Raw genomic sequence first — 16,289 nt, forward strand, 5'->3', positions numbered from 1 at the left:
GTGGGCTCATCCGGGGAGGGGGGCGCTGGCCGCATCGCGCAGGATGCGGTCGAGGCGTTGGACATTGTCGTCCCAGCGGAACGTGCCGGCATGTTCGATGATCGCGTCGCGCTGCCAGTCGCGCTGCAGCGCATCGGCGAGGGCAAGGGCGAGTGCCGCCGGGTCGTGCGCGGGCACCAGCACGCCGGCATGCGCGGGCAGCACTTCCGGGATGCCACCCACGTCGCTCGCGACCACGGGCAGGCCGCAGGCCATCGCTTCAAGCACGACGTTGGGCACGCCTTCGTTGTGGCTGGGCAGGCTGAGCAGGTCCGCCGCCTGCATCCAGGCCGGCAGCTCTTCGTGCGGGCGTGCGCCCGCAAGCTGCACCCGGTCGGCGACGCCAAGCTGGCGCGCGCGCCGTTCGAGCACCGGGCCGGCCGGACCGCTCCCGACGAAGGCGAGTCGCGCCCGGGGGTGCCGCGCAAGGACCGCGGGGAACGCTTCGAGCAGGTCGAGGCAGCCCTTGCTCTGCTTGAGGTTGCCGACGTAGAGGACGAGCCGCGCGTCGGACTGGAGGCCCAGCGCATCGCGTGCCGTGGCCTGGTCCCCGGGGCGGAAGCACGCACCGTCGACGCCGTTGTAGAGCAGGTGGACGCGATCCTTCGCGGCGCCCAGGGCGCGCGCCTTGTCGGCAAGCGCGCTGCTGACCGTCACCACCGCCCGCGCGCCACGCAGCGCAGCTGCGATCTGCGGCCGACGCAGGCGATAGTTGGCCTGCACGTTGAGGTCGCTGCCATGCACCTTCACGACGTACGGCAGCCCCAGCGTCCCGGCCAGCCGCGCCGTGCCCACCGCGTCGGGGTAGCCCCAGCTGGCGAAGAGCAGGTCGTAGCGCTCGCGTCGCAGCCTTGCGCCATGCTGCGCCATCAGCGAGGCATACCAGGCCATCCCGTGCAGGCAGCGGCCGATGCGCGGCGGATACCAGAACGTGAAGTCCGAGGTCCGCGCGTGCTCCAGCACGGGCGCCACGCCGCGCGGACCCCGTCGGCGCTCGCGGAAGTCGACCGCGACCATGACCTCGAGGCTGTGCAACCGGGCAAGCCTGTCGAACTGCTGGCGGTTGAAGCTGGCGCGCAGCGGATCCCACGCGCTGGGGAACAGGTTGGTCAGCGCAAGGATCTTCATGCGCGCCCGTTCGCGTACACATCGAGGTAGCGCGACGCCATCACGTCGAAGGTCGCATTCGACAGCAGCCAGTCGCGGCCCGCGCGGCCCATCTCCGCGGCGCGCTCCGGATCGCCCAGGAGGCTGTCGATCGCGTTGGCCAGCGCTCCCGGGTCGCGTGCGGGCACGAGCAGGCCGTTGACGCCGTCGGTGACGATCTCGCCGTTGCCCCCGACCCGCGTCGCCACGATGGGCAGCGCGCAGGCACAGGCTTCAAGCAGCGCGATCGAGTAGCCCTCCGAGATCGACGACATCGCGAACATCGAAAACGCCGGAAGCAGTTCGGGCACGTCGTTGCGGTCGCCCAGCAGGAAGACGCGGTCGCCGATGCCGGCCTGGGCGATCGCGGCTTCCACGAGGGCCCGGTCGTCGCCTTCCCCGACCAGCACCAGGGCCACGTCGCGGTGCCTGGCATGGACCTGGGCGAAGGCGGCGACCATGGTCCCCAGGTCCTTGGCCCAGTTGAGGCGGCCCACGAAGCCCACCAGCTGCGTGTCGGGGGCCAGCCCCAGGCGTGCGGCCAGCTGCGCGCGCAGCCCGGCATCGCGCTCGTGGAAGGCGTGGGCGTGGATGCCGTTGGGCAACACGTGCAGCTTGTGCGGCGGGACCAGACCATTGTCGGCAAGCCGCTGCCCGGCCGCATGCGACACCGCGACCGCGACGTCGGTCCTGCGCATCGACTGCCGGAACAGCCACTCCCTGCGACTGGCCGCGCTGGCATCGCCCATGCCGTGGCGCGTGTTCACCACACGGTGCAGGCCGAGGCCGAGCGCGGCGACCATCGCGTAGTAGTGCGGGACACCGTTGTGGCTGTGCAGGACTTCGGTGCGCTGCGACGCCAGTGCCCGCCGCAGTCGCCAGAGTGCGCGCGGGTCGGCGCCCTTGCGCTTTCCGCATGCGATCACCGGTATGCCGTGCGGGGCGAGTTCCCCTGCCAGCGAACCCGCCTCGAACAGGCAGACGACCTGACAGTCATGCCCCGCGGCCGCCTGCGAGCGCGCGAGATCGATGACGACGCGCTCGAGGCCACCGCGATTCAGGTTGTCGACGATATGGCTGATCCTCACGGCAGCCTCGACACGGTCACGCGGAACTTGCCGGTGGCGGTGAGCGGGATGTCGTCGACGCGCTGGAGGTCGAGGCTGGCATCGTTGCCAAGCACCTTCGAGACCTCGCGCCTCACATAGGCTTCCTGCTCCGCGCCGAATTCGGGGCCGGGCACCACGCTGAGCGTGAAGCGCTCGAGGCTTTCCTGCACGACCTGGAAGCGGCGCACGCCGGCGACATCCTTGAGCATGTGCGGAAAGAATTCGCCCGGCAGCACGCGGCCGTCGGTGGTGCGGATGGCATCCAGGCGCCGTCCGTCGATCCGGCTCAGGCGCGGCAGTCCGCGCCGTCCGGTCGCGTGCCAGGGATCCTTGCGGCTGGCGATGTCGCCGTTGACGTAGCGGATGAAGGGCATGCCCATGTTGTGCAGGTCGGTAATGGCGAGTTCCCCGGTCTCGTTGCCGTCGTCGCCCCGTGCCGCGTTCACCAGCTCGACCACCAGGTGGTCGGCGTTGACCAGCAGCCCGTCGCGATCCTCCGCTTCGCAGGCGATCAGCATGAATTCCCGGCACCCGTAGGTGTTGTAGGCCTTCGCGCCTGGAAACGCGGCTTCGATGACCTGTCGCTGGTAGTCGTGCAGCGCCTCCGCGGCGCCCAGCACCGAAACCACCCCCGGGATGCTGCGGCCCTGCGCAAGCAGCCACTTTGAAAGACGGAAAATCGGATCGACATAGGCCACGATCACGTCCGGTCGCCAGGCCGCGATCGCGTCCGCATAGGCCGCCATGTTGTCCTCGCGCATCAGGAAGCTGTTGAGCATGCGGCGATGGAAGGCGGCGTGGTACAGCCGTTCCTTCAGCTGCGTGGCACGGCCTGGATCGCCGACCGCGCCGCCCCACAGGTAAAGCGTGCGCCGGCCCATCCGCGCGCCTGCCCATCGATAGCCGCGCCACATCACCGCGGTGCGGCGGTCGTTGCTTTCGCGGGTGAAGCCAAAGCGCAGCGGCTCGCCGGTGGAGCCGCCGGTGGCCTTGTACAGCAGACCATCGCGGAACCGGCGCGCCTTCAGGTCGTCGTTGTGGGTGCGGATGTCGGCCTTGGTGAGCACCGGCAGGCGTGCGAAATCATCCATCGACCCGAGGTCGCCCGGCTCGAACCCCTCCGCGCGCCAGCGCTCGCGGTAGAAGGGCACGTCGTCCCAGCAGTGCGCGACCAGTGCCTTGAGCTTGGTCCACTGGATGGCCGCGATCTCTTCCGGGGAGCGCCACTGGTTGGCCTCGTACTCGCCCAGGTAGCGCAGCGTGTGGCGTCCCCGCACCGCCTCGTACGAGGGAAGGAGGGCATGGCGGAACGCGTGTTCGTAAAGGCTCATGCGGCGGTCTCCGCGCGGCGCACGGCCCAGCCCAGGAGGCGGCCGACGAACGCCGGCCGGCCCTTGCCCAGGCGCGCGTGCAGGTGTTGGAAATGATGCAGGTCCGCCGCGCTCCAGAAACCGAGCAATACGGTCCCGGCTGCGTACAGCGCGGAAACCATAGCGCCGCCGATCAACAGCGTAGGCAGGTCCGCAAGGTGGCCCCGTAGGGTCCAGGCCGCGCCGCCCGCGATCGCGGCCGCGGCCACGACCCGTGCGATGCGCCCCCATTGCAGGGTTGCGCCGCTGTAACGCAGCGCAAGGATGACCAGCAGCGCGCCCATCAGCGTGCTGGTCGCGGCGAAGGCGGCCACCGCGCCCGCCAGGCCGAACTGGCGGATCAGGGCCACGTCGAGCCCGACCTTGACCATCGAACAGGCGATGACGGCGATCATGAGCGTGCGTTGCCGGTCCGCGCCCAGGAGGTAGCTGGACGCGCCCTGGCACACCACGCCCACCGCGCCTCCGAGGAGGCAGACGGCGAACATGGGGGCGGCGGGCGAGAACGCGGGGCCGTACAGCAGGCCGATGATCTCGTGCGCGAAGACCATGCCGTAGGCGACCAGCGGCGCCGCCAGCGCAGTGAGGTAGGTGGTCGACATCGACAGGCGCCGGCCCGCGATCTCGCGACCCTGGGCCAAGGCCTTGGCCATCATCGGCAGCAGCAGCGCGCCGAACACGCCGGGGACCAGCAGCAGCGCGCCGTTCGACAGCTGGAACGCGACCTTGAACTGGCCGGCCGAGGCCGTGGAATCGAACAGGGTCAGGAACAGGACTTCGACTTCGCTGGCGGTGATGAAACTGACCGCCACGGTGACCGCGACCAGCGACGTGTAGCTCCGCAAGCGCTTGCGGGTCGCTGCGTCGAGCGGCTCCCGCGCCCCGGGAGGCGGGAGCAGGGGCGCGACCTGTCGGCGCGAGATCCACCAGAACAGGAAGCTCGACGCGGTGAACGACCCCAGAAACCATTCCATCGGTCCGTCCAGCCACCAGACCACGAGGATCATCAGCAGGTTGAGCGGCGCCACGATGACCGCGATCGCGGCGGTTACGCGGAAGTTCTCGTAACCCTTCGCGGTGCTGATGTTGAACATGTACATCGCGCGCAACACGGTCGTTGCGAGCAGGATCGCGAGCAGCACGCCATGGCTGAAGCCGGGCATCAGCCGCTGGCCCTGCAGCATGAACAGCGCCGCTCCGGTCACCAGCACCACCGCCAGGAAGCCCGCCTGCACGCGCCTGGCCCAAGACAGCAGTGCGCGGATCTCTCCATCGCGGCCGGCGCCGCGCAACTCGGCGACGAACTTGATGACCGCGCTGGACACCCCCGAGTTGGTGACCACCACGCCGGTGGCCACCAGCCAGATCACCAGGCTGTAGGCGCCGAAGTCCGCGGGCCCCAGGTGCCGCGCGATGATGATCGATGTCAGCATGCCGAGGAAGTACTCGGTATAGATGCCTACCGACGAATACAGGGTGTTGCGGATGACCTGGCTGCGCGTGCTCATGACGCCGCCATGACGAACAGGACCTTGACCAGCACCCACAGTGCGACCGCGCTGGCAACCGACAACACGCACCACTTCACCCAGTCGCGTTTCACGTCGAAGACCGGCAGGCCGGCCCAGCGCTCCTGCGCGCCGCCATACCAGCCCGTCACCAGGCCCAGCAGGATGTAGAGCAGGATCACGTAGCTGCGGCTCAGGAAGAAGGCGCAGGCGAAGAAGCCGACCATTGCGATCAGCATCGTCATCGCCATGCGCCGCTCTTCCGTCCACAGGCGCTGGTGTTCGGGATCGGCCATGGTCGCGGGCAGCCGCAGCACCATGACCGGCATCAGGAAGCAGTAGCCCACCATCGCCAGCCAGATCGTGTAGCCGATGATCCCGGTTTCAGCGAGCACCAGCACGAACGAGTTGTGCGCCGTCAGCAAGGTGTGCTCGGTGAAGTTGCCGACGCCGACGCCAAACAGCGGGTTGGCGGTGAACATCTGGATGCCGTCGTACCAGCTTTCGATGCGGCCGTAGGCGGACGATTCCCCGGCGTCGAGTTCCTGCATGCGGGTGGGCAGCATCATCAGGCCCGCCATGCCCGCCGCACCCAGGGTGCCGGCGACGACCAGGCCGCGACGCAGCCACAGCCACACGCCCGCCATGGCCATCACGGCGAGGAACGAGCCGCGCGAGTCGGTGAGGTACACGCCGTACAGCAGCAGCAGCGCCACCGACCACCAGAACAGGCGTCGCATTCCGAGTGCCCCGCCGCGACCGGCCATCAGCAGCGCCATCGGGATTGCGATGATGAACAACATGGCCAGGTCGTTGGGATCGCTGAAGATGCCGACGTACTGGATGCGCCCGTCCTGCACGGTCGGCATGCCGGTCCACCCCTGGCCGAGCTTCACCTGTTCGATGCCGTGGATCGTCAACACGACCGCGCACAGCGCGATGACCCACATGATCCGGAAGCAGTTCTTCTGCAGGTAGCTGGCCTGCGCTATCAGCACCAGGGCAAGCAGGGTCGGTAGGAACTGGAAGAAGCGGACCACGGCGCCGCCGGCCCAGCCATTGACAACCACCGTGAACAGGGCCACGACGATGAACGCCGCGAACAGCAGGTAGGTCGGCTGGTTGAACCTCCTCCGCTCGTTGCTGATCACCCAGGTGCCGAGCGCGCCCAGCATCGCGATCGGCAGGATCGGGATCCCGAGATCGACCAGCGCGGGGTACTCTTGGGGGCGGATCAGCACCAGGCCAAGCCAGGTCAACAGGAACAGCATCACCTCGGGTACTTCCTCAGCTTGGACGAATGCGAAAACAGCTCTGGCGCGGCGAGAATGCCTTCGAACCAGGCCGGGTCGATATGGGTTTCCACGGCCGTGCGCAGCAGCTGGTAGCGGTTGCCGGCCTGCGGCACGCTGACGCCGTTGACGTAGCTGAAGGCGACCCGGAACCCCTGCGCGCGGACCGCGTCGATGACCCGCGCATCGAAGGTGTCGGGACCGCCGACCGGATAGGAAATCGCGATCGCAGGCACGCCCAGCTCGGCGGTCAGCCGGGCCTGGCATTCGGCCACCTCGTCGCGCAGCGCTGCGTCGGGCAGCTTCGCGAGCATGCGGTGGTGCACGCCGTGGCCACCGATCTCCATGCCGCCCGCCTGCATTTCGCGCAGCTGGTCCCAGGTCATCGGGCGGCAGTCGAGGTGCCCGGATGTCCGCGGACGACCGCAGTCGCGCTCGAGCCCGCCGATCACGGCCTGCTGGCCGGCATCGTCGAGATACTTCAGCCGGTCGAGCAGCGTGCCGGCGGCCGCGCGCCGCGCGTCGAGGTCCGGCGGCAGCGGAAGATCGATTCCCAGTCCCGGCAGGCGCAGCCGGTCGGCCTCCATCGTCACCACCAGGTGCGCCAGCCAGTCATAGGCGTAGGGCAGGCCGGTGTCGATGTGGCCGGTGGCGACGAAGAACGTCGCGGGGACGCCGAGTTCGCGCAGGATCGGGAAGGCGATCGCATGGTTGTCGTCGTAGCCGTCGTCGAACGTCACCAGCACCGCATCGCGCGGCAGTGCCGGACCACCGTCGAGCGCGGCGACCACGTCGCGGCAGGTGACCGGGTGGAACCGGTCGCGCACGTGCCGCATCTGCTTGCGGAAGTCGACTGGCGATGCGCTGACCAGGGCGGGGTCGAATGCGAAGCCGTGGTCGATGTCGCGGACACGATGGTAGGCAAGCACCCGCAGGTCACGCCGGAACAGGCGGCGCACCGTCTGCAGGGCGGGCAGCAGCCGCCAGGCGCGGACGCGGGCCGCAAGCCGCTGGCGTTGGCCCGTTGCCGCGTGCGGATCGGGTACCGCGGCGGTGGCGGGATCACTCGACATGGGTCGACGGGCGAACCCGGACGCTGGCAAGCCGCTGCCCGCGCCGGGCGCGGCGCACGTGGCTCCCTCTGGTGGCGATTGCGGACAGGATCCGGATCATCGTGCGAGCGTCCGTTCCCCCGCCGTCGTGGCGCGAACGCTGCGTGGGAATATAGGCTGTCGGCGGAAGTGCCGCCATCGCGCGACGTGGTGCCGGGTGGCCGGCAGGCGGCTGCTTTCGCGTACGCTGCCAAGAATCAATCGCCCCTTGAGCCATGCGATGACCGACCAGACAGACTTCATCGTCCTGTACCGCGAGCTGGGCATCGGACCCGACTGCTCGCTGGACGGTCTGAGGCTGGCCTACAGGCGCAGGGTTGCCGACCTGCATCCCGATAGAAGCGGTGATTCGGGCGAGGACGAACTCAAGGCCCTGAACCACGGCTACGCCGCCGCACTCGATTTCCATCGCCATTACGGGCGCCTGCCCGGTGCGCCGCCGGCGCCTTCAACGCAGCGCCGCCGCGATCCTGTCGGGCCGCAGCAATGGATGGAAGAGGATGTGGTGCAGCCGGAGCCGGAGACGCGCAGGCCGCCGAGGATGGTCGTGTACGGCATCTTGTTGCTGGCGGCGTTGCTCGTCTGGTGGCTTTCGCGCACCGACGCTCCACTGCCGGGATTTCCTGATGGTGTTGCCGTAGACAAACGGAAAATGACGCACCCCACGGCCATGGCCTTGCGACTGGGAATGCCCGCGCATGACGTGGTCGCGATCCTGGGCGATCCGGTCAGCCGCGAACTCGGAGACACCCACTGGCACTACGGGTCGTCGTGGGTGCGCTTCGAATGTGCGGAGGTCGTTGACTGGTACAGTTCGCCGCTGCGTCCGCTGAAAGCGTCCCGGTCCCGCCCCTCCGACGCGACGGCCTCGGGGACGAACGCCGGCACGCGCCGTTGCCCGCAGGTCGTCGGCGCGTCGAGCAGCCAGTGGTGAGTCACATGAACCGGTTCAACGCGAAGCTGAGGAAGGCCGTCCGCCGCACGTGGATGAAATACGCGATGCGCGGCGTCGGTGGCGCCGACGATTACGGGCGCCTCGACCTGGCCTACCGGCTCGGCGATCCCTGGGGCATGGAATCCGAGTTGGAGCAGGCGCGGTTCGCCGCGACCAATGCCCTGGCCATGCGCACGTTCGGACGCGTGCGGACGCTGCTGGAAGTGGGCTGCGGCGAGGGCCACCAGACGCTGGCCCTGCGCGAACTGGCCGACGAGGTGCACGGCATCGACGTCAGCCCGATCGCGATCGAGCGCGCGCGCGTGCGCGCCCCGGACGCGCAGTTCGCGGTGGCCGACATCCACCACCAGCCCTGGGGCGAACAGCCGGGGCGCTTCGACCTCGTGGTCGCCTGCGAAGTGCTGTACTACATCAAGGACATCCCGGCGACGCTGGCGCGCATGAACCACCTTGGCCGCGCTTGCCTGGTCACCTTCTTCGCCCCCGCGCTGGCGCGTGTCGGCCCGCACCTGGAAGAGATTCCGGGGCTGCACAAGGACTGGGTGCAGCACCGCGGCGAGACCTGGCTGGTGTGCTGGTGGCGAAACCCGGAATGACTGCTCCGTTGCCACGCGCGGGCCTCGCGCGCAGGAGGGGCTGACGCATGTGCGGGCTGGCGGGTTACCTGGGCCAACCGGTGCGGGGCGGCGACGAACGCGAGTTGCTGCAGCGGATGATCCACACCCTCGCGCACCGGGGGCCGGACGGCTACGGCTTCCATGTCGCGCCCGGCGTGGGCCTTGCGCATGCGCGTCTGTCGATCATCGACCTGGCCACCGGCGACCAGCCGATCCACAACCCGGCGCGCACGGTGTGGACGGTCTTCAACGGCGAGATATTCAATTACGTCGAGCTGCGGGCCGACCTCGAGGCCCGCGGGCACGTGTTCTACACGCGCTCGGACACCGAGGTGATCGTGCACCTGTACGACCGCTACGGTGACCGCTTCGTGGAACACCTCAACGGCCAGTTCGCGATCGCACTGTGGGATGGCGCGCGCCGGCGGCTGGTGCTGGCGCGCGATCGTGCGGGCATCCGGCCGCTGTACTGGACCAGGGCGGATGGCGCACTGTGGTTCGCGTCGGAGGCGAAGGCCCTGTTCGCGGCCGTGCCGGAGCGCGCGCGGCTGTCGGTGCGCGGACTGCTGCAGGCGTTTACATATTGGGCGCCGCTGGATCCCGATACCGCATGGGAGGACGTCCAGAGCCTGCCGCCCGGCCACGTGCTGGCCGTCGAGTCCGACGGTCGCGAAACCCTGAGCCGCTATTGGGACTGGACCTTCCCGGATGCATCTGCCACGCGGCCGGAACGCTTCGTCAGCGTGGAGCAGGCGGCTGGCGAGCTGCGCGAACGGCTCATCGACGCGGTGCGGCTGCAGCTGCGCTCCGACGTGCCGGTCGGGGCTTACCTCAGCGGTGGACTGGACTCCTCGGGCATCGTCGCGCTGGCCCGGGGCTTCACGACAACCCCGGTGCGCACCTTCTCGGTCGCGTTCGACCAGCCGGAGTTCGACGAGAGCGAGCACCAGCTGGCCATGGTCCGGCACCTGGGCACCGACCACTCCATGCTGCGCATCTCGACCAGGGACATCGGCGAGGCCTTCCCCCGCCTGGTCGCGCACGCGGAGACGCCCGTGCTGCGCACTGCGGCCGTGCCACTGATGCTGCTGGCCGATTCCGTGCGCGCCCACGGCTACACCGTGGTCCTGACCGGCGAGGGTGCCGACGAGGTATTCGGCGGCTACGACCTGTTCAAGGAAGCCAAGGTCCGGCGCTTCTGGGCGCGCCAGCCGGACTCGACGCTGCGCCCGAAGCTGCTGTCGCGGCTGTATGGCTACCTGGAGAACTCGCCGGCGGCGAATCCGGCGTTCGCCGCCTCGTTCTTCGGCCAGGGCAGGGAGCACATCGACCGCGCGATTTTTGCGCACGTGCCGCGCTGGACCACGTCGCAGCGCGCCTTCGCCTTCCTGTCGCCGGAGCTGCGCGCGCAGGCCGCGGGCTGGGACGCGCTGGCGTTCGCCGAGTCGCGCCTGCCGGCGAACATCCTCGACTGGTCGCCGCTGGCGCGCGACCAGTACGTCGAAGCCAAGACACTGATGGCTGGCTACCTGCTTGCCGCGCAGGGTGATCGGGCCGCCATGGCCGGTTCCATCGAGGGACGCTATCCCTATCTGGACCACACCCTGATCGAGTTCGCCAACACGCTGCCGCCTTCGTGGAAGATCCGTGGCCTGACGGAGAAGCACATCCTGCGCCTTGCGCTCGCGGACCTGCTGCCCGACGACATCGCGCGGCGCACCAAGCAGCCCTACCGCGCGCCGGACAGCGCCAGCTTCTTCGTCGATGGAAAGCCGCTGGACTACGTGGCGGACCTGTTCGCCGAGGACAACCTGCGCTCCAGCGGCCTGTTCGACGTCAAGGCGACTACGCGGCTGTTCGCCAAGGCGCGCGCGGGCAAGGTCGTGGGGTTCGCCGACAACCAGGCCTTCGTCGGCGTGCTGTCGACGCTGCTGTTGCTGCGCAACTGCCCGCGAGCCGTGTAGGAGCAGCTACAGCTGCGATCGGGACTGCCGGCCATCGCGGCTATAGCCGCTCCTACAAAATCGGGAAAGGCTCGACGGGCTCCAGCCGCAGCAGCTTGCCGTCGGTGCCGTCGGTCAGCAGGTAGATGAAGCCGTCCGGCCCGGTGCGCACGTCGCGGATGCGGTGGCGGCCCTGCAGCAGGCGTTCCTCGTGCACCACGCGGTCGCCGTCGAGCTCCAGGCGGATCAGCGCCTGTCCGGCCAGCGCGCCGACGAAGAGGTTGCCCTGCCACTGCGGGAACGCGTCACCGCTGTAGAACGCCATGCCGCTGATCGCCGGCGAGACCTGCCAGTAGTGAAGTGGCGGCTCGGTGCCTTCGGCGGTGGCGCCGATCGCCCCGTCCACCGGTTGGCCCGAATAGTCGAGGCCATGGGTCGCCAGCGGCCAGCCGTAGTTGTGGCCCGGCAGCGGAACGTTGATCTCGTCGCCGCCCATGGGGCCGTGCTCGTGGATCCACAGCGCGCGCGTGACCGGGTGCAGGGCCATGCCCTGGATGTTGCGGTGGCCGTAGCTCCAGATTTCCGGCCGCGCGCCTGGCTGCCCGGCGAAGGGGTTGTCGTCCGGGATGCCGCCGTCCGGGCGCAGCCGCACCACCTTGCCCTGCAGGTGGTCAAGCAGCTGCGCGGTGCTGCTGGAGCGATGGTCGCCGGTGCCGACGTACATGAAACCCTGGTCGTCGAACACGATCCGCGAGCCCAGGTGGCTTCCGCTCGACAGCTTCGGTTCCTGCCGGAACACGACGTCCAGGCCCTCGAGTCCGCGCTCGCCAAGCCGCCCGCGCGCGACCGTGGTGCCGCCCTTGTTGCCGCGCCAGTTCGGCTCCCCGTAGCTCAGGTAGACGAGGCGGTCCTCGGCAAAGCCGGGCGAGGGCACCACGTCGAGCAGGCCGCTCTGGCCCTGCAGGAACACGCCGGGCACGCCCGCCAGCGGGGCGGAGATCACGCCGTCCGGGCTGATCCGGCGCAGCCGGCCGGGGCGTTCGGTCACCAGCATGTCGCCATCGGGCAGGAAGGCAAGCGACCACGGATGCACGAAACCTTCGGCCAGCACGCGCACGGAAAAGCTGCCGTGCTCGCCTTCCAGGACCTCGGTTTTCGCATCGCCGAGGCTGCGCGGCGCGGACACGATGTCCTCACCACTCTGCGGATCCCGTTCAATTCCACATGCGGCAAGAGCAAGCAGGAGGCAAGCGCCTCCGACGGCGATGCCGGCACGCAGGGCGCGCGTGGAGCCAAGATGCTTGGCGCGCGGATCTGGAAGCTTCATCAATCTGCTCGAACGAGGGAATCGATACACATGGGCCGGCGGCAAAAGATCAAGCAGTTCATCCTCGGTAATTTCCTTTTCACCGACGACGAATCCGCGTTCAGCGATGATACCTCCCTGATCCGGGAGGGCATCGTCGACTCCACCGGCATCCTCGAGCTGATCGGCTTCATCGAGGAGAGCTGGCCGGTGCGGGTTCCTCCGGAGGACATGACTCCGTCCAACTTCGACAGCCTCGGGGCCATCGATCGCTATCTCGACGGCCAGTTGGCTGCCTGAGCGGGCCACGATGCAGGTCCTGGTCGCACGCCTGGAGGACACCGCGGCGGCAATGCCGGCGCGCACGGCGATCCAGCACGGCCCGCGCCGGATCGACTACCGCGAGCTGCACGCCAAGGCGCTGCGGTTCGCCGGTGCGCTGCGCGCGCGTGGCGTGCGGCCGGGTGATCGCGTCGCGCTGGCCCTCCCCAACGGGATCGAGGCCGTCATTGCGTGGTACGGCATCTGGCGCGCGGGCGCAGCGGTCGTGCCCCTGAACCTCCAGGCGCGCGAACGCGACTTCGCGTCCTGGCTCCGGCACAGCGGCGCGGAACTGCTGGTGCACGCACAGGGACATGCCGACGCGGAGCACGCGGCGCGCGACGCCGGCGTCGCCACGCTGGTCCCCGCGTCGGCTGCGGCGCCGGCGGCCGACGCGTTTGCCGCCGCGGAAAGCGGCGCGGGCGTGGATGTCCCCATGCCCGACGCCGACATGCTTGCTGCGATCCTCTACACCTCCGGCACCAGCGGCGCACCCAAGGGCGTGGCGCTGAGCCATCGCAACCTCGCCGCCAACACGGCCGCGATCATCGACTACCTGCAGCTGGCCGCGCACGACAGCACGGTCAGCGCGCTGCCGTTCCATTACGCCTATGGCGCGTCGGTGCTGCATACGCACCTCGCGGTCGGCGCCAGGGTGGTGCTCGAGGACAACCTCGTGTTCCCGCATCTCATCGTCGAAGCGCTCGCGCGCGAACGTGCCACCGGCTTCGCCGGCGTGCCCTCGACGTTCGCGCTGCTGCTCGATCGCGGCCGCATGGATGAGCATGACCTGTCGTCGCTGCGCTACCTGACCCAGGCCGGAGGCGCCATGGCGCCGGCTCTCACCCGGCAGGTGCGTGCGGCCTTCCCGCAGGCGCGGCTGTTCGTGATGTATGGGCAGACCGAGGCCAGTGCGCGGTTGACCCGGCTCGCGCCCGAGCGGCTGGATGACAAGCTGGGCTCCGTTGGCACGCCGATCGCCGGCGTCGAAATCCGGGTCCGGCGCGAGGATGGCAGCGACGCCGCGTCGGGCGAAGGCGGCGAGGTCTGGGCCCGCGGCGACAACGTCATGACCGGCTACTGGAACGCCCCCGAGGCAAGCGCCGCCGTCCTGGTCGACGGCTGGCTGCGCACCGGCGACCTCGGGCACCTCGATGCCGAGGGCTTCCTCTGGCTTGCCGGCCGCCGCAGCGACATGATCAAGACCGGTGCCCACCGCGTGCATCCGCAAGACGTGGAGGAGGTGATCGCCGAACTCCCGGGCGTGCGCGAGGTGGCGGTCACCGGGCTCGACGATGCGCTGCTGGGCCAGGTGGTCGCCGCGTTCCTCGTCAGGGACGGGGATGCGCCCAACGAGATGGCGGTCAAGGCGCACTGCCGGAAGCGGCTGGCAGGCTACAAGATCCCCAGGCAGGTCGCCTTCGTGGCGGAGCTGCCGAAGACCGCGTCCGGAAAGATCCGGCGCACGGCATTGACACAGGGAACATGATGACCACGCTTGATTCGACCGTGCTGGACCTCGACTACGCGACCGAGGCCGATCGCATCGCGCAGCGCCTGCGCCACATCGTCGCGCGCGACCTGCACCGGCGGGGACTGGTGGTGGCCATCTCCGGCGGCATCGACAGCACCACCTGCGCGGCGCTGGCGGTGCGTGCGCTCGGGCCCGAGCGGGTCTTCTGCCTGATCCTGCCCGAGCGCGATTCCAGCGATGACAGTGCCGTGCGCGCGAACCTGCTGGCGCAGCACCTCGGCGTGCGGGTGCAGACCCATGACATCGCGCCGGCGCTGGCCGCGATCGGCTGCTACGAAGCGCGCGACGCCGCCGTGCGCGCGGTGCTGCCGGCCTATGGCGAGGGATGGAAGTTCAAGATCGCCATCGCCGGAGGCACGCAGGGCCTCATCAACCGCTTCCGCATCGTCGCCGAGGATCCGGCCGGCACTCGCCACGAGCAGGACCTGCCGCTCGATGCCTACCTGACCATCGTGGCCGCCACCAACTTCAAGCAGCGCATCCGCAAGACCCTCGAGTACTTCCATGCCGACCGGCTCAACTACGCGGTGACCGGTACGCCCAACCGGCTCGAGTACGACCAGGGGTTCTTCGTCAAGAATGGCGACGGTGCGGCCGACGTCAAGCCGATCGCGCACCTCTACAAAAGCCAGGTGTATGGCATGGCACGGTTCCTCGGCCTGCCGGAGCGCGTGACCTCGGCCACGCCCACCACCGATACCTACTCGCTGGCGCAGGGGCAGGACGAGTTTTACTTCGCGCTGCCCTATGCGCAGATGGACCTAGCGCTGTGGGCGCTCAACCACGACCGCCCCGCGGCGGAACTCGCTGAGGCGCTTGGCCTGGGCGAAGCGCAGGCGCAGGCGATCTACGACGATATCCGCGCCAAGCGCCGGACCACCGCGTACCTGCACCGGCCACCGGTGCTGGTCGACCCGGTGCCCGAACCCCACGGGCACTGATGCATGGCCACGGAGCCTGCCTACAGCGTCCACGAAGCCGACGTCGAGCGCGATCGCGAGCTCATCCTCGGCCTGTGGCGCGGCAACCTCGGCGACGAGGCGCGGATGGCACGCAAGTACGACTGGTTCTATCGCCATTGTCCCTACGGCGCGCCCTTGACGCTCTTGCTGCGCCACGAGCAGAGCGGCGCATGGGTCGGCGTTGCCAGCGCCGCGCCGAGACACCTGCTGCTGGGCGGCCGCGAGGTGCGCGCGGGCGTGTTGGTCGACCTCACCGTGCTGCCCGCGCACCGTTCCCTGTGGCCGGCACTGTCGCTGCAGATGGCGCTGATGGAGGCGGGCGCGAAGCGCTTCGAGCTGCTCTATGGATTCCCCAATCCCAAGGCTGCCGCCGTGTTCAAGCGCGTCGGCTATATACCGCTTTGCAAACTGGTGCGGCACGCGCGCATGCTGCGCCATGGCGACTATGCGCGCCGGCGGGTGCCGGCGCTGCTTGCTGCGCCCGTGGGATGGATGCTGGATGCCTTCGATCGCCTGCGCTTGCGGGCGCGTGGCGCAGGGTTGCGCGCGCAGTGGCAGGAGCGTGCGGACGCCGAGCTGGCCGCGCTGTGGTCTCCCGACCATGCCGGCGACGGTCCGGTGGCGATACGCGACCTGACGTTCCTGAGCTGGCGTTTCGACCAGTCGCCCTTGATCGATGTGCGTTATCTGGTGTTGCGCGATGCCGATGGAGCTGTATTGGCCTGGTTCGCCTGCGAGTCGCGCGGGAACGTCCTGTATGTGCAGGACTTCTGGTCGCGCCGCGGCGTGGCCGGCCCGTCCACGGCGGAAGTCGCAACGCTGCTGCGCAGCGCACGCACGGCGGGCCACGCGTCGGTTTCGATCGAGCTCGGTGCCGCGGCCGCCGGCGGCGGCTGGCATGCGGAGGGGTTTGCCGCACGCGAGGCGCGACCGGTGTTCTGGCGCCCGTCCGGAGCGTCGCTGGAGACGGTCACGGCGGACCAGCTGTGGCTGACCGCGGCCGACGAAGACGAGTAGCGGCCAGGTTGGCACCCACATGATGCAATGATGGAGCGGCTATCCGCAGTGCCGCACG

14 protein-coding genes are annotated in these 16,289 nt (G+C 69.3%); 7 read left to right on the top strand and 7 right to left on the bottom strand.

What is annotated here, in order from left to right; translation table 11 throughout:
* Positions 1–6 precede the first annotated feature (6 nt).
* The 6 genes from ACW5E8_RS03820 to ACW5E8_RS03845 are packed head-to-tail and all read right to left on the bottom strand — an operon-like array spanning position 7 to position 7,537.
* Positions 7–1,167 carry a glycosyltransferase family 4 protein gene (locus ACW5E8_RS03820; RefSeq protein WP_456964156.1) on the bottom strand — a complete coding sequence of 387 codons (1,161 nt, stop codon included), beginning with the start codon at positions 1,165–1,167 and terminating at the stop codon, positions 7–9.
* A complete protein-coding gene (locus ACW5E8_RS03825) occupies positions 1,164–2,273 on the bottom strand; it encodes a glycosyltransferase (RefSeq protein WP_456964157.1) in 1,110 nt (369 codons plus the stop codon). The genes ACW5E8_RS03820 and ACW5E8_RS03825 overlap by 4 nt, the downstream gene beginning before the upstream one ends.
* Positions 2,270–3,625 (bottom strand): phenylacetate--CoA ligase family protein, encoded by a 1,356-nt coding sequence (locus ACW5E8_RS03830; protein ID WP_456964158.1) that lies wholly within the window; start codon positions 3,623–3,625, stop codon positions 2,270–2,272. The genes ACW5E8_RS03825 and ACW5E8_RS03830 overlap by 4 nt, the downstream gene beginning before the upstream one ends.
* Positions 3,622–5,172, bottom strand: coding sequence for an oligosaccharide flippase family protein (locus ACW5E8_RS03835; RefSeq protein WP_456964159.1), 1,551 nt, complete (start codon positions 5,170–5,172; stop codon positions 3,622–3,624). Before ACW5E8_RS03835 ends, ACW5E8_RS03830 begins: the two co-directional genes overlap by 4 nt.
* Positions 5,169–6,443 carry an O-antigen ligase family protein gene (locus ACW5E8_RS03840; protein WP_456964160.1) on the bottom strand — a complete coding sequence of 425 codons (1,275 nt, stop codon included), beginning with the start codon at positions 6,441–6,443 and terminating at the stop codon, positions 5,169–5,171. The genes ACW5E8_RS03835 and ACW5E8_RS03840 overlap by 4 nt, the downstream gene beginning before the upstream one ends.
* A complete protein-coding gene (locus tag ACW5E8_RS03845; protein ID WP_456964161.1) occupies positions 6,443–7,537 on the bottom strand; it encodes a polysaccharide deacetylase family protein in 1,095 nt (364 codons plus the stop codon). The genes ACW5E8_RS03840 and ACW5E8_RS03845 overlap by 1 nt, the downstream gene beginning before the upstream one ends.
* Before the next feature lie 259 nt (positions 7,538–7,796).
* Here ACW5E8_RS03845 and ACW5E8_RS03850 point away from each other — a divergent pair, with 259 nt between their 5' ends.
* The 3 genes from ACW5E8_RS03850 to asnB are packed head-to-tail and all read left to right on the top strand — an operon-like array spanning position 7,797 to position 11,112.
* On the top strand, positions 7,797–8,510 hold the full coding sequence (locus ACW5E8_RS03850; RefSeq protein ID WP_456964162.1) for a J domain-containing protein: 714 nt from the start codon (positions 7,797–7,799) through the stop codon (positions 8,508–8,510).
* 5 nt (positions 8,511–8,515) lie between these two features.
* Positions 8,516–9,127: a class I SAM-dependent methyltransferase gene (locus ACW5E8_RS03855; protein ID WP_456964163.1), complete on the top strand. Its 612-nt coding sequence runs from the start codon at positions 8,516–8,518 to the stop codon at positions 9,125–9,127.
* Positions 9,128–9,174: 47 nt separating this feature from the next.
* Positions 9,175–11,112 carry an asparagine synthase (glutamine-hydrolyzing) gene (asnB, locus tag ACW5E8_RS03860; RefSeq protein ID WP_456964164.1) on the top strand — a complete coding sequence of 646 codons (1,938 nt, stop codon included), beginning with the start codon at positions 9,175–9,177 and terminating at the stop codon, positions 11,110–11,112.
* Between the two features lie 52 nt (positions 11,113–11,164).
* On the opposite strand, the gene ACW5E8_RS03865 is transcribed toward asnB, so the two are convergent.
* Entirely contained in the window at positions 11,165–12,277 is a 1,113-nt protein-coding gene (locus ACW5E8_RS03865; protein ID WP_456964165.1) for a PQQ-dependent sugar dehydrogenase, read from the bottom strand.
* Here ACW5E8_RS03865 and ACW5E8_RS03870 point away from each other — a divergent pair.
* From ACW5E8_RS03870 to ACW5E8_RS03885, 4 genes are read left to right on the top strand one after another with little or no spacing between them, the layout of a single operon-like run.
* Positions 12,221–12,697: an acyl carrier protein gene (locus ACW5E8_RS03870; RefSeq protein ID WP_456964166.1), complete on the top strand. Its 477-nt coding sequence runs from the start codon at positions 12,221–12,223 to the stop codon at positions 12,695–12,697. The two genes, ACW5E8_RS03865 and ACW5E8_RS03870, sit on opposite strands and share 57 nt — an antisense overlap.
* A gap of 10 nt (positions 12,698–12,707) precedes the next feature.
* A complete protein-coding gene (locus ACW5E8_RS03875; RefSeq protein WP_456964167.1) occupies positions 12,708–14,207 on the top strand; it encodes a class I adenylate-forming enzyme family protein in 1,500 nt (499 codons plus the stop codon).
* Positions 14,207–15,193, top strand: a complete 987-nt coding sequence (gene nadE / locus ACW5E8_RS03880) for an NAD(+) synthase (protein WP_456964168.1) — start codon at positions 14,207–14,209, stop codon at positions 15,191–15,193. The genes ACW5E8_RS03875 and nadE overlap by 1 nt, the downstream gene beginning before the upstream one ends.
* A 3-nt stretch (positions 15,194–15,196) precedes the next feature.
* Positions 15,197–16,231 carry a hypothetical protein gene (locus ACW5E8_RS03885; RefSeq protein ID WP_456964169.1) on the top strand — a complete coding sequence of 345 codons (1,035 nt, stop codon included), beginning with the start codon at positions 15,197–15,199 and terminating at the stop codon, positions 16,229–16,231.
* Positions 16,232–16,289: the final 58 nt, after the last annotated feature.

It is taken from the genome of Luteimonas sp. A649 (assembly GCF_054072735.1).